The sequence below is a fragment of the Janthinobacterium svalbardense genome (assembly GCF_002327145.1).
Taxonomy (GTDB): domain Bacteria; phylum Pseudomonadota; class Gammaproteobacteria; order Burkholderiales; family Burkholderiaceae_D; genus Janthinobacterium; species Janthinobacterium tructae.
Window position 1 is genome coordinate 573,660 of record NZ_CP023422.1, and the last position, 13,428, is coordinate 587,087.

At 60.2% G+C, this 13,428-nt stretch carries 11 protein-coding genes; 4 read left to right on the top strand and 7 right to left on the bottom strand.

Annotated elements, in window-relative coordinates; genetic code table 11:
* The gene (locus CNX70_RS02435) at positions 1-1,107 is read left to right on the top strand and encodes a WD40/YVTN/BNR-like repeat-containing protein (RefSeq protein WP_096233194.1); all 1,107 of its coding nucleotides are present in this window, start codon (positions 1-3) and stop codon (positions 1,105-1,107) included.
* Here the strand turns inward: CNX70_RS02435 and CNX70_RS02440 are convergent.
* Entirely contained in the window at positions 1,080-1,703 is a 624-nt protein-coding gene (locus CNX70_RS02440) for a TetR/AcrR family transcriptional regulator (protein ID WP_096233196.1), read from the bottom strand. The two genes, CNX70_RS02435 and CNX70_RS02440, sit on opposite strands and share 28 nt — an antisense overlap.
* Before the next feature lie 151 nt (positions 1,704-1,854).
* Here CNX70_RS02440 and CNX70_RS02445 point away from each other — a divergent pair, with 151 nt between their 5' ends.
* On the top strand, positions 1,855-2,898 hold the full coding sequence (locus CNX70_RS02445; protein WP_208624485.1) for an MBL fold metallo-hydrolase: 1,044 nt from the start codon (positions 1,855-1,857) through the stop codon (positions 2,896-2,898).
* 7 nt (positions 2,899-2,905) lie between these two features.
* Here CNX70_RS02445 and CNX70_RS02450 read toward each other — a convergent pair whose 3' ends face one another.
* Entirely contained in the window at positions 2,906-3,238 is a 333-nt protein-coding gene (locus tag CNX70_RS02450) for a hypothetical protein (RefSeq protein WP_096238240.1), read from the bottom strand.
* Positions 3,239-3,517: 279 nt separating this feature from the next.
* Here CNX70_RS02450 and CNX70_RS02455 point away from each other — a divergent pair, with 279 nt between their 5' ends.
* Positions 3,518-4,528 carry a substrate-binding domain-containing protein gene (locus CNX70_RS02455; RefSeq protein WP_096233200.1) on the top strand — a complete coding sequence of 337 codons (1,011 nt, stop codon included), beginning with the start codon at positions 3,518-3,520 and terminating at the stop codon, positions 4,526-4,528.
* A gap of 65 nt (positions 4,529-4,593) precedes the next feature.
* Here the strand turns inward: CNX70_RS02455 and CNX70_RS02460 are convergent, their stop codons facing one another.
* The 4 genes from CNX70_RS02460 to CNX70_RS02470 form a co-directional block, all read right to left on the bottom strand.
* Positions 4,594-5,688, bottom strand: a complete 1,095-nt coding sequence (locus CNX70_RS02460; protein WP_096233202.1) for a type I restriction endonuclease — start codon at positions 5,686-5,688, stop codon at positions 4,594-4,596.
* Positions 5,689-5,802: 114 nt separating this feature from the next.
* Positions 5,803-6,075: a hypothetical protein gene (locus CNX70_RS27945; protein ID WP_157750881.1), complete on the bottom strand. Its 273-nt coding sequence runs from the start codon at positions 6,073-6,075 to the stop codon at positions 5,803-5,805.
* A 155-nt stretch (positions 6,076-6,230) separates the two neighbouring features.
* Positions 6,231-9,827: an indolepyruvate ferredoxin oxidoreductase family protein gene (locus tag CNX70_RS02465; protein WP_096233204.1), complete on the bottom strand. Its 3,597-nt coding sequence runs from the start codon at positions 9,825-9,827 to the stop codon at positions 6,231-6,233.
* Positions 9,828-10,021: 194 nt separating this feature from the next.
* On the bottom strand, positions 10,022-10,963 hold the full coding sequence (locus CNX70_RS02470) for a LysR substrate-binding domain-containing protein (RefSeq protein WP_096233206.1): 942 nt from the start codon (positions 10,961-10,963) through the stop codon (positions 10,022-10,024).
* Positions 10,964-11,112: 149 nt separating this feature from the next.
* Here CNX70_RS02470 and CNX70_RS02475 point away from each other — a divergent pair, with 149 nt between their 5' ends.
* The gene (locus tag CNX70_RS02475; RefSeq protein ID WP_096233208.1) at positions 11,113-12,339 is read left to right on the top strand and encodes an HD-GYP domain-containing protein; all 1,227 of its coding nucleotides are present in this window, start codon (positions 11,113-11,115) and stop codon (positions 12,337-12,339) included.
* On the opposite strand, the gene CNX70_RS02480 is transcribed toward CNX70_RS02475, so the two are convergent.
* Positions 12,336-13,382: a GGDEF domain-containing protein gene (locus tag CNX70_RS02480; protein ID WP_096233210.1), complete on the bottom strand. Its 1,047-nt coding sequence runs from the start codon at positions 13,380-13,382 to the stop codon at positions 12,336-12,338. The genes CNX70_RS02475 and CNX70_RS02480 overlap by 4 nt on opposite strands.
* Between the last annotated feature and the right edge of the window lie 46 nt (positions 13,383-13,428).

A 13,428-nucleotide genomic window follows, 5' to 3' on the forward strand; every position in this document is an offset into this window, starting at 1 on the left:
ATGACAGCAGTTCCGCAGCGCGCGTATCTCGGCACCCGGAAGGGCTTGTTCCAGTTCGATGTCGATGCGGCCGGCGCCTGGCAGCTGGCGCTGGTGCAGTTTGCCGGCGACCCCGTCTCCATGCTGCTGCACGATGGGCGTGACGGCGCCCTGTACGCGGCCCTGAACCTGGGCCACTTCGGCGCCAAGCTGCACCGCCTGGACAGGGGCAGTTCCACATGGCAAGAGATCGCCGTGCCCGCCTATCCCGCCAAGCCGGAAGATAGCAGCGATACCGTGGACTGGACCTTGCGGCAGATCTGGTCGCTGGCGGCCGGTGGCGCGGACCAGCCCGGCGTGCTGTGGGCGGGCACCCTGCCTGGCGGCCTGTTCCGTTCCGCCGACCGCGGCGACAGCTGGCAGCTGGCCGAGTCCTTGTGGCACGTGCCGCAGCGGGCGCAGTGGTTTGGCGGCGGCTACGACGTGCCCGGCATCCACAGCATTTGCGTCGATCCGCGCGACAGCAGCAAGGTGCTGGTCGGCGTGTCCTGCGGCGGTGTCTGGCAAACGCTCGATGGCGGCGCCAGCTGGGCCTTGAGCGCGACGGGCATGCGCGCCGACTACATGCCGCCCGAGCTCGATGAAAACGAAGCCGTGCAAGACCCGCACCGCATCGTGCGCAGCGTGGGCACGCCCGAGGCGCTGTGGTGTCAGCACCATAACGGCATCTGGCGCTCGCAGGACGCCGGCTGGCACTGGCAGGAAGTGACGACGGCGCCGCTGTCGCATTTCGGCTTTGCCGTTGCCGTGCATCCGCGCGATGGCGACACGGCCTGGTTCGTGCCGGCGCAGGCGGACGTGCTGCGCATCCCCATCGATGGCGCGCTGGCCGTGACGCGCACGCGCGATGGTGGCAAGACGTTTCAGGTGTTGCGCGCAGGATTGCCGCAGCAGCATTGCTACGACCTGGTGTACCGCCATGGGCTGGCGCTGGCCGACGATGGGCGCAGCTTGCTGATGGCGTCAACGACGGGCGGCGCCTGGTATTCCGGCGACGAGGGCGAGCATTGGCAGACGGTGTCTGCCCACTTGCCGCCCGTTTATGCCGTCTGTTTTGCCACGCCGTAGTAGCACAGGAAGATATCGACGGCCAGTTCCGCCACTTCGCGCCGGCGTGCCGGGCCCAGCAGAGGCTCACCGAGGGTGATCTGTGGCCAGAATGCAAAGGTTTTTAAGGGCGACATCAGCAGGTGCGCCACTTCCACCGTCTCGCCCGCCTTGATGCGCCCATCTTGCTGCGCCGCGCGGATCCACAGATACAGGCCCGTTTCCTTTTCATTCAGGCGCGCCACCATCGCTTGCGCGCGCGCGGGCGAGTGGATGGTTTCGCCAAAGATCACGCGCGCCAGGTCGATGAATGCCGGGTCGCACAGCAAGCCCATTTTCTGCTCGACCAGGGCCAGCACCTGCGGGCGCAGCGGCTGGTCCGCAAGATAGGGCACGGCGGGCTGGGCCACGCTGCTTTCCCACATGCGCCGCAGGATTTCCGCGAACAGTTCGTCCTTGCTGGGGAAATGGTTGTACACGGTGCGCTTGGAAACGGCGGCCGTGGCGGCGATCCTGTCCATGCTGGTCGCGTCAAAACCGTGCTCGCGGAACTCGGCGATGGCGGCATCGACGATGGCGACGCGCTTGCGGTCGGTGAGGCGTTGCGGTGCGGCCATGGCGGGAAATCTCCTTTGAAAACAATATTTTACACCTCCTGGTTTACTTTGCTCGAAATAGGAACTACACTGTGTAGTGTAATTTAATCCTTGTGTTTTATTGACCGGATCGCATATGCACCGCATCTTATTCTTGGGAGTCCTGATCATCATGAGTTCTTGCACTTTGCGCGCCGCGCCTGCGGCGCCTGTTGAATCGCCACAACACCACGACGGCAAGTTCCGCAATCCCGTGCAGATGCACAAGCTGGGCACGGCAGCCACGCTCAAGCTAATGTGGACATTTCTCTTTGACAAGCCCGACAGCACAGTGCCGGCCGCTGCCGTACCCGTGCAAGCCTTGAGCCAGGCGCAGTTGCTGGCCGCCCCCGACAACAGCCTGTTTCGCCTCGGTCACTCGACCCTGCTGCTGAAACTGAACAACGAATTCTTCCTCACCGATCCCGTGTTTTCCGAGCGCGCCTCGCCGGTACAGTGGGCGGGACCAAAACGTTTTCACCAGCCGCCCATCAGCATCGCCGACTTGCCGCCGATCAAGGCCGTCATCCTGTCGCATGACCATTACGACCACCTCGACCATGCCGCCGTGCTGCAACTGGCCGCCAAGACCGAACATTTTGTTGCGCCGCTGGGCGTGGGTGACACCCTGGTTGCCTGGGGAGTGCCGGCCGCCAAGGTGCGACAATTCGACTGGTGGCAGGGCACCACGATTGCCGGCGTGAAACTCGTCGCCACGCCCTCGCAGCATTTCTCGGGACGTGGCTTGTTTGATGGCAATCAAACCCTGTGGGCGTCGTGGGTCATCGACGCGCCGGACGTGCGCGTGTTTTTCAGCGGCGACTCCGGCTATTTCGATGGTTTCAAGCAAATCGGCGACAAGTACGGCCCGTTTGACGTGACCATGATCGAGACGGGCGCCTACGACAAGCTGTGGCCGGACGTGCACATGCAGCCGGAACAGACCCTGCAAGCCCACCAGGACTTGCGCGGCAAGTGGCTGATGCCCGTGCATAACGGCACCTTTGACCTGGGGCTGCACGCCTGGCATGAACCGTTCGACCGCATCACGGGGCTGGCGGCCAAGCAGGGTGTGCACCTGGCCACGCCGCAGATGGGTGAGACGGTCGACCTGACGCAACCTCAGAAGGGGAATAAGTGGTGGCTGGCGATGCTGGAAGAGGAAATGGCCCGGTAAAGCTGGTTCAGGCCGTCACGTTGATCAGGCGGCCCAGGGTCTGGCCATAGCTGTTCAGCTGGGGCGTGCTTTTCGGCGTGGCGGGGAGCGCTTGCTGCGGCACGGCCAGCTTGATTGCCTGATCCAGCTGCGGCGCCTTCACGGCGGCAGGGGCATCGGCCTGGGCTTGCTGGCTGCTGCGCTGCGTCTGGCTCAGCGACTCCTGTTCCCGCGCCAGCGACTGGCGGCTTTGCGCCAATTGTTCCCTGTCGCGCTGTACCTGGTTCTGGCCTTGCTCGACCCGGCGTTGCGCCGTGGCCAGCGAGGCTTGCAGATTGTTGACGGACGTTAGCGTGACCACATTGTTCACCTTTGAAAGTATGTCCAGGTGCGCGCAGAAGAGGAAGAATGTAGGCCGGGGGGGCGCGACATGTCTGCAGGTAATCTTCACCTGAATCAAGAGTAGGACAAATTCTCGCATAGTTCCAGCTAATTATGTTTTATTGATAATTTTATAGGCCAATATGTTGTTGTTTTTCTACCATGGCAGCGCGCGGTAATGCGCGGCCTGCTTGGCGCTCTGGGCTATAATTGACGGTCAGAGTTGGTTTTTTTTGCCATACAGACAGGTAGTTAACACATGAATCTCAAGAGCCTCGCAATTGCCCTCGGCATGTCGAAAACGACAGTCAGCAGGGCGTTGAACGGCTATCCGGAAGTCAATTCCCGCACCCGTGAAATCGTCCTGGCCGCCGCCAAGAAAGTCGGCTACCGGCCCAACCCGCTGGCGCGCAGCCTGGCCGTCGGCCGTACCAATGTGCTGGGCATGATCTATCCCCTGCTGCCCAGCGACCTGGGCGACAGCGTCTTCCTTTCCGTGGTGAATGGCATGTCGGACGCCGTGGAAGCGTCGAAGATGAGTCTCATCATCGCCCCCGTGTCACCGCAGAACGAACAGCCCTCGTATGAAACCATGGTGCGCGGGCGCCAGGTCGATGGCTTGGTGGTGGGCCGCACCAAGGTGGTTGATGAACGCATCGCCTACCTGACGAAGGTGGGCTTTCCCTTTGTCGCGAATGGCCGCACGCGCATCGACGCGCCGTACGCATATTTTGACTACGACAATGACACGGGCATCGACCTGGCCGTGTCATTCCTGGCGGCGCATGGCCACCAGCGCATCGCCCTGCTGAGCGCGCCGCTGGATTTGCATTTTGCCTTTGAGCGCAAGGAAAGCTTTATCCGCTGCATGGCGCAAGCGGGCTTGCCGCTGGATCCCCACTATCTGCTCGACAATACTCTTGATCGCCGCAGCGGCTACCAGGCCATGCAGCAATTGCTGGCCTGTTCGCCCCGTCCCACGGCCGTCATCGTCGACAACCACCTGTCCGGCGTGGGCGTGGTGCGCGCCCTGATGGATGCGGGCATCGAGATCGGCAAGGAAATCTCCGTCATCGTCTGGGGCAATGTGGAAGACACCTTGATCGGCATCAACGTCACCACCATCGACCAGCCCGACCTGCGCCGCGCCGGCGCCAAGATGGTGGAAATGCTGCAATCCCTGCTGGCCGGCACGCCGCCGGAACGGTTGCAGGAAATCTGGCAACCGGTGTTGTTGCCGGGGGCGACCGTGGGGCGTTGCGTGGACTGAATCAGGATACGTTGCAAGTCCGGGATTCGTCCCGGACTTGGTTCTACTGTACCTAATGCTATCTCTTACGCTGTTTTTTCTGCATCTTCCGCAGGCAAATGCATCAGGACGGTAGCCTTTAATTGTTCTGCATGCGTGTACAGATCGTCTAGGCTGGCAATTGGGAACTTTTCCTCTTCTCTCTTGTGATTGAACAGACCAACGGCAAGTTTTTCAGTATTGTTGAAGCGTAGGCGGCAGACTGGCTTGCGATTATTGTCGTCTAGCAAAATTGCACAGTAGCTTTGCGAATCACGCATGACAATGCGGCGTGAGCTGACGACGCCACGCAGTATTGCGCGAATGATGTGCAATCCTTCGATCTCTTCTGCTGTCGTGATAATCGGGTTTTCAACCACACCTTCAGGAGAAATAACGGGGGCCAATTCCTGTGCTGGCGACGATTCCGGCGTCATGGCACCCTTGAGGCGATCATTGATACGCTCCCCCAACAATTGCTCAAATGCCCGCTTAGTAATGACGGTAAATTGATCTTTGACAGCGGGTGTAAAGCGCTTTCCGCCGAGTAAGTCTGATGACAGTATTTTTACAAATTCTTCGGAGGGGTTGTGTGTCCATTCTGCCAGACGATTCTGGATGGCACGTGTATATTTTAGATCGTTCGCTGTCGTTAATATGGTATCGACGTCGAATTGAGATTTTGCAAATTTCTTGAGCTCATCCACATCCCGCTCTTTGAAGTCCAGAATATTAAATTCAAAGAAGGGTTTTTCGTCCATCTTGTTGGGTTGTTCAAGATCGGTGAAGAATTTATAGGTAAGCCCATTTGTCAACACACCGAATCGTGCTGCGGTGACATGGAAATATCTGAACAACTGCCCAGCATGATTGATGCTCAGGTCTCCACCACTTTTCTTGCATTCGAAGAGAATAATCGGCTTGCCATCACTGAGAATGGCATAATCGACTTTTTCTCCCTTTTTTGTACCGACGTCGGCAATTAATTCTGGTGTCACTTCCGTGGGATCGAATACGTTGTAGCCCAACATCTGGATGAAAGGCATGATCATCGCGTTTTTTGTGGCTTCCTCCGTCTGGATAATATCCTTGGTCGCTGCGATTCGGGAGGCAAGTGCTCTGAGTTGGTCGATTAAATCCATTGCTTTTCCTATGACGTGGGTAGAAATGCGTGAACGTACTCGTTCCTGTTGAAGTACAGAATGAACGAATAAGTTTTGCACGAATTTCATCTTCGTGGCAATGAAAATCGGATTTTATGAAAAAGGAAAATTCAGAGAAAAATTATGAGACGATTTAGATAACGTAAATGAAATTATTTTTATTGAAAATATGAACAATTTAATATTTCTTGAAAAGCCGCCGTCACGAGTCCTATTGGGATTGGCGAAGGCAATCACATGCTCGATAAGGCGCTCTTTATTGCCAGACAGGCTCAGCTTCCAATCCAGTTCATTGATCTCATGCGGTACCGGGTCGCGGATTGACTGAAGCAGCGCGATGGCCCGGGTGACCCAGTGTTTGGTCATGTGATAGTAAGTGACTGATTTTTATGAGGAATGTGATGTTGTCGTTTTTCTGGTGTGATAAAAAATGTCCAGGCTTGAACGAAAATGCGCTATGCCGGCAGTGTGTATTGCTGCCGACATAGCGCATTGTGAATCAAGCGCTGTAGCTTAGAGTCTTATGCCGCGTGCTTGCTTCCATCCGCCAGCACGGCCAGCAATCTCGCCTTGTCCTGGCGATACGTGGCGACAGCCGCTTCCTTGACGTGGCCGAAGCCGCGGATTTTCTCGGGCAGGGTCGCCAGTTCCACGCAGGTGGCCAGGTTCTCCGCCGTGAGGTTCACCAGCAGGCCGGCCAGCAGTTCGCGGTATTCGACGATCAGCGCGCGTTCCATCTTGCGCTCGGCCGTATAACCGAAGATGTCGAAGCTGCCGCCGCGCAAGCCCTTGGCTTTCGCCAGCAGCTTGAAGGCGCGCCACATCCAGGAACCGAACTCCGCTTTCACCAAATGCCCTTTCGCATCCTTCTTCGCGAACAGCGGCGGCGCCAGGTTGAATTTGACGGAGAAATTGCCTTCAAACTGCTGCTGCAATTGCTCCACGAAACGGCCATCCGTGTACAGGCGCGCCACTTCATATTCGTCCTTGTAGGCCAGCAATTTGAAGTAGTTTTTCGCCACGGCGGTCGATAGTTTCTGGCCCAGTCCCAAGGTGTTTTCCCGGTCGCGCACCTGTTTCACCAAAGTCAAATAGCCATCCGCATACGCGGCATTTTGATACGCGGTGAGGAATTCCACGCGCTTTTTGATGACGCTATCGAGGCTTTGCGGCATTTGCACGAGGATCGCTTGCGACGGCGTGGCGATTTGCGTGACCTTGCGCACGTCGACGGCGGCGCGGCGGCCCCACAAAAAGCTCTTCTTGTTCGACTCGATGCCGACGCCATTGAGTTCAATGGCGCGCAGCAGCGCCGCTTGCGTCAGCGGGATGCGGCCCTTTTGCCAGGCGTAGCCCAGCATGAACAGGTTGGCGGCAATCGAGTCGCCCATCAGCGCCGTCGCCAGTTTGGTCGCGTCGATGAAGTCGGCTGCCTCGGCGCCGCCCACGGATTCCTCGATCAGCTGGCGCACTTCCGCCGTTGGATATTGCCAGTCGGCATTCTGCGCGAACGTGCCCGGCGGCTGTTCGTGCAGGTTGACGACGGCCAGGCTTCTACCTGGACGCATTTTCGACACGGCATCCTGCGCGCCGGCCGTCAGCATGTCGCAGCCTAAAATCAGGTCCGCTTCGCCCGTGGCGATGCGCTGCGCGCGGATGTGCGCAGGGGACTTGGCGATTTTCACGTGCGAGGTGACGGAACCGTTCTTTTGCGACATGCCCGTCATATCCAGCACGGACGCGCCCTTGCCTTCCAGGTGGGCTGCCATGCCCATCAGCGCGCCCACGGTGATGACGCCCGTGCCGCCGATGCCGTTGATGAGGATGTTGTACGGCGCGTCGCAGGCGGGTAATACAGGTTCTGGCAGGGGGCCGAAGTTGTCCGTCTCCCCCGGCTTGCCCGCGCCCGTCTTGGTTTTCTTCAGGCTGCCGCCTTCGACGGTGACGAAGCTGGGGCAGAAACCCTTGGCGCACGAATAATCCTTGTTGCATGAAGATTGGTCGATGGTGCGTTTGCGGCCAAACTCCGTTTCCTTCGGCAGGATCGAGACGCAGTTCGATTGCACGCCGCAGTCGCCGCAGCCTTCGCAGACGGCATCGTTGATGACCATGCGTTTGGCCACGTCCGGATACTCGCCTTTTTTGCGGCGCCGGCGTTTCTCGGCCGCGCAGGTCTGGTCGTAGATCAGCACGGACACGCCAGCTACTTCGCGCAATTCGCGCTGCACGGCATCCATGTCCTTGCGGTCGTGCAAGGTCACGTGGGCGGGCAGGTTGCTGCGGTCGCTGTAGCGCGTTAAATCCTCCGTGACCAGCGCGATGCGGGCGATACCTTCGGCCGCCACCTGCTGCGCCATCATCGGTACGGTAATCAAGCCGTCGACGGGCTGGCCGCCTGTCATGGCGACGGCGTCGTTGTAGAGGATTTTGTAGGTGATGTTGACCTTGGCCGCCTGCGCGGCGCGGATGGCCAGATAGCCGGAATGGAAATACGTGCCGTCGCCCAGGTTCTGGAATACGTGCGGCAGTTCGGAGAATGCGGCTTGGCCGATCCACGGCGCGCCTTCGCCACCCATGTGCGTGGTCAGCTTGTTCATTTCCGGGTAAATCGAGGTGGCCATCACGTGGCAACCGATGCCGGCCAGCGCCAGGCTGCCTTCCGGCACCTTGGTCGAGGTGTTGTGCGGGCAACCGGAGCAGTAAAAGGCGGGGCGGAACGGCGTGTTGACGGCCTTCTTCAATACCGCATCCTTGGCGTCGAGGAAACTTAATCTCGCCTTGATCAGGTCGCATGTGACGGGGTCGGAAATCAGGCGCGCGATGCGGCTGGCGATGACTCTGGCCACTTGCGAGACGGAAAAGTCCGCCTTCGAGGTCAGCAGCCATTCGCCGCGCGGCGCCACCCATTCACCTTTTTCATCGAACTTGCCGATGACACGCGGACGCACGTCGTCGCGCCAGTTGTACAGCTGTTCCTTGAGCTGGTATTCGACGATTTGCCGCTTCTCTTCCACGACTAAAATTTCATCGAGGCCTTGCGCGAATTCACGCACGCTGTCCGGTTCCAGCGGCCACGGCATGGCCACCTTGAACAGGCGCATGCCGACCTCGGCTGCCATCTGTTCATCGATACCCAGCTCTTCCAGCGCCTCCAGGACGTCCAGGTAGGACTTGCCGGACGCGATGATGCCCAGCTTGGCGTTCGGGCTGTCGATGGTGGTGTGGTTGAGTTTGTTTTCGCGCGCGTAGGCCAGGGCTGCGTAGATCTTATAGTCCTGCATCAGCGCTTCCTGGTTGCGCGCCTGCTGGCCCAGCGGGATGCTCGACAGGCGCGCGTTCAGGCCGCCTTCGGGCATGATGAAATCCAGCGGGATTTTGACTTCCACGCGGAACGGGTCGGCATCGATGGAGGCCGACGATTCGACCGTGTCGGCCAGGGCCTTGAAGGCCACGGTGCAGCCGGAAAAGCGCGACATGGCCCAGCCGTGGATGCCCAGGTCCAGGTATTCCTGCACATTGCACGGATACAAGACCGGGATCATCGAGGCGGAGAACAGGTGGTCGGACTGGTGCGGCAGGGTCGACGAGTATGCGCCATGGTCGTCGCCGGCTACCAGCAGCACGCCGCCCAATCTGGATGTGCCCGCATGGTTCATGTGCTTGAAGACATCGCCGCAGCGGTCCACGCCCGGGCCCTTGCCGTACCACATGGCGAACACGCCGTCGTACTTGGCCGGGCCGATCAGGTCCACCTGCTGCGAACCCCAGACGGCCGTGGCGGCCAGGTCTTCGTTGACGCCGGGCACGAACTGCACGTGGTGCGCTTCCAGCTGCTTCTTCGCTTTCCACAGGTTTTCATCCAGGCCGCCCAGGGGCGAACCGCGGTAGCCGGAAATGAAGCCGGCCGTATTCAATCCAGCGGCCTGGTCGCGCAGGCGCTGCATCATGGGCAGGCGCACAAGGGCCTGGATGCCGGACAGGAAGATGGCGCCGGAAGTGGCGGTGTATTTGTCGTCGAGGCTGACGCTGGTCAAACGGGAAGGTTCAAGCGGTGTAGATGGCGCGGCACCGGCGTTTCTAGCGAACGCTGCGGAGCCGTTTTCCGTGGTCACGGACATGGCTGTCTCCAAAAGGGTGTTTCAGATAGCGGCTGTACAAGGGGCGCACCCGGTAAGGCGCGCGCTGTGCAGACGGGATGGCCGCGTGTGGGCGGCACATAACTATTTTAAATTTAAAATAGTTAATGTGGTCAGTGTAGAACGACCGAGGGGAAGGGGCAAATACGCTTTGGCGATGGGGGTATAAGAAATACTTATGTGATGGGCGAAAGCACGTGCGCCCCCACCCAGCGCCCGCTGCCGCACAGCTCGGCGGCCACTTGCAGCACGAGGTTTTTCACGGCGTTGCCTGCATTCGTCAGGGGAATGTTTTTTGAGGCGCACAGGGCCACCGTGCGCGACAGCACGGGGCTGTGGATGGCATAGCTGCGCATGGCGCCGCTGTCCAGTTCGGCCAGCAGGGGCGCGGCCGGCAAGATGGTGGCGCCCATGCCGGCCAGGATGGCCGATTTCAGGATGGCGATCGAGTTGATCTCGATCACGTTCGCCGTCTCCAGGCCCAGTTCGCGCGCGCGGCTGTCGATGCGCGGGCGCACACCATGCTGCAGACCCGGCAGGATCAGGGTGGCGCTCAAGGCTTGCGGGAACGACACGGCATGGCCGGCGGGCGTGAACGGCGAATCGCTGCGGCAGATAAAACGCATTTCTTCTTCCACCAGGGGGCTGCAGGCAAAAGGCGTGAGCTGGCCATCGTCGAACAGCACGGCCAGGTTGATGCGGCCCGATTTGAGCTGTTCATTGAGGTTGCCCGTGATTTCTTCCGTCAGTTGCAGGGTGATCTCGGGGTAGCGTTCGCGCGCGGCCAGCAGCAGGGGCAGGGCCAGCGCGCCGGAGATGCTGTGCGGCAAACCCAGGGTGACATTGCCGGACGGCCGCGTGGCGCTTTGCGTGACGGCCGAGCGGGCGTCGGCCACCTGTTTCAGGATCGCTTGCGCGTGTTCGTAAAATACCTTGCCCGCGTCCGTGCTGAGTACGCCCTGGGCCGAGCGGTGCAGCAGCTGTACCCCCAGTTCTTCTTCCAGCTGGCGCAGCTGCTGCGTCAGGGCCGGCTGCGCCACATGCAGGACCAGGGCCGCGCGCGACAGCGAGCCGTGGTCAACGATGGCAACAAAGTAACGTAATTGGCGCAGTTCCATGGGTCCCAAGAGCGGTGCGTTGAGGGTGCGGTGATCGGAAAAAACAGGGTGTTGCGCCGCAGCGCCGAACGCGGCCAGCAGAATAACAATTTTGTTATACTCATTCTAGCGCCTTCGGTGCTCCAGACGCGTACTTGTGGGATGACAGCATGCTCAAGAAAGTTGATTCGTCTCAATTAAAAGTGGGCATGTATGTCCACGACCTCAGCTGCGACTGGATGACCCATCCGTTCGTGCGCAACCGTTTCCTGTTGCGCAGCGATGATGAAATCCGCAAGATCGTGCAAGCCGGCATCCACGACGTGGTGATCGACAGCGGCAAGGGCCTCGATGTGCAGGATGCGCCTACCGTGGCGCAGGCGCGCGCCGAGACGGAACGCGAACTGGTACAGATCGCTACCGCGCCGCAGGTGGTCACGCGGGTGTCGCTGGGCATGGAGCTGGCGCGCGCCACGCAGGTGCGGCGGCAGGCATCGAGCCTGGTGCGTACGGTGATGGCTGATGCGCGCCTGGGCAAGGCCGTCGAGATCGACCGCGTGCAGCATACGGTGCAAGATATTACCGAATCGATCCTGCGCAATCCCGGCGCCCTCGTCGGTTTGTTGCGCATCAAGAACAAGGACGACTACACCTTCTTGCATTCCGTCAGCGTGTGCGCGCTGCTGGTGGCGTTTTGCCGCTCGCGCGGCGTCGATGGGGCGACTACGCACCAGGCCGGCCTGGGCGGCTTGCTGCACGACACAGGCAAGGCGCTGGTGCCCGATAGCGTGCTGAACAAACCCGGCCCCCTGACGCCGGAAGAATTTGCCCTGATCAAGCGCCATCCGCGCGATGGCTACGACATCCTGTGCCGTTCGCCCGAGCTGGGCGCGATTCCCCTTGACATCGCCTTGCACCACCATGAGCGGCGCGACGGCAGCGGCTACCCGGACCAGCTGGCCGGTGACGCCATCAGCGAGCTGGCGCAGATGGCCGCCATCGTCGACGTGTATGACGCGCTGACGTCCGACCGCAGCTACCACAAGGGCATCGCCGCCGCCGAAGCCTTGCGCAAGATTTATGAGTGGAGCAAATTCCATTTCAACCCCGTGTTCGCGCAGGATTTCATGCGCTGCGTGGGGATCTATCCGGTGGGCACCATGGTCATGCTGGAATCGGGCCGCCTGGCCGTCGTCATCGAAGCGCACGAAAGCAACCTGCTGGCGCCGAAGGTGAATGTGTTTTTCAGTACGAAGAGCAATGCCTACATCAAGCCCGAGACAGTCGACCTGTCGCGCGGCATCGGCTTCGGCGGCGGCGACAAGATCGTCGGCCATGAGTCGGCTGCCAAGTGGCAGGTCGATCCCATGCGCTTTATTTCCCTCGCGGATGCCTAGAAGAATTCCGCCGTATCGTTCGAGGCGATGGTCGTCAATAAACCTTTCGCTACCAACTCGTCGTAATGGCAAGCCAGGTTGCGGCCATGGCTTTTCGCGTAGTACAGGGCCTGGTCGGCGCGGCCGAGAATGATGACGGGTGCCTCGTAGGCGTTGATGCTGACGAAGCCCACGCTGACGGTGACTCTGCCCACTTGCGGGAAGTCGTGCGTTTCGACATTGGTGCGGAAGCGGTCGATGATTTTCTGCGCATTTTCCAGGGTGATCGAGCGCAGCAGCACGACGAATTCCTCGCCGCCGAAGCGGAAGATGCGGTCTTGCGAGCGGAACGACGATTGCAGCTGGTTGGCGATCAGGATCAGCACCTCATCGCCATACAGGTGGCCAAACTTATCGTTAACCAATTTGAAATGATCGACATCGATCACGGCCAGCCATTGCCGTTCCGTGTCCGTATGGTGGCGCCGCTCTGCATCGATGGGAAGCGGCTTGTCCGCTTCCGGTTCGCCGCGGCTGTGCAGGATTTTCGCCAGTTGGTCGTCGAAGGTCTTGCGATTCAATAAGCCGGTGAGCGAATCGCGTTCGCTGTAGTCGAGCAGGTTCTGGAAATTGCGGTACACGCTGACGATGCCGCCGATCACCTGGATGGTGGCGCCCGTATAGGGCGTGGGGTTGGTGATTTCCAGGCAGGTGGTGACCTGGTCGCCGATCCAGATGGGCAGCCACAGCAGGTGGCGTCCGTCGGCGCACAGGGTATCGGCGCTCGCTTCATGGCGCGCGATGCAGGCGGCCAGGGCCGGGTAGTCGGACAGCGGTTCGCCTGGCAGGGTAGGGTCGTTATGCTCTTCCATGCGGGCCACGCTGCCTGCCACGATGATGGCCCGCGACCGCACGAACACCTGGCCACGCACGCTGGTCATTGCCAGCACACGGGTCTGCGACGCGGCAGCGAGCTCCTGAACCGCCGAGATCACGGAGATGTCGAGCATCGTGTGGTCGCGGTGCCCGGTCATGTCCACCATGTGTTTCAGTAGGGAATCCATTGTCGATCTCTGGAAAGTAGTCACACAAGTGTCGTCATAGCAGCAT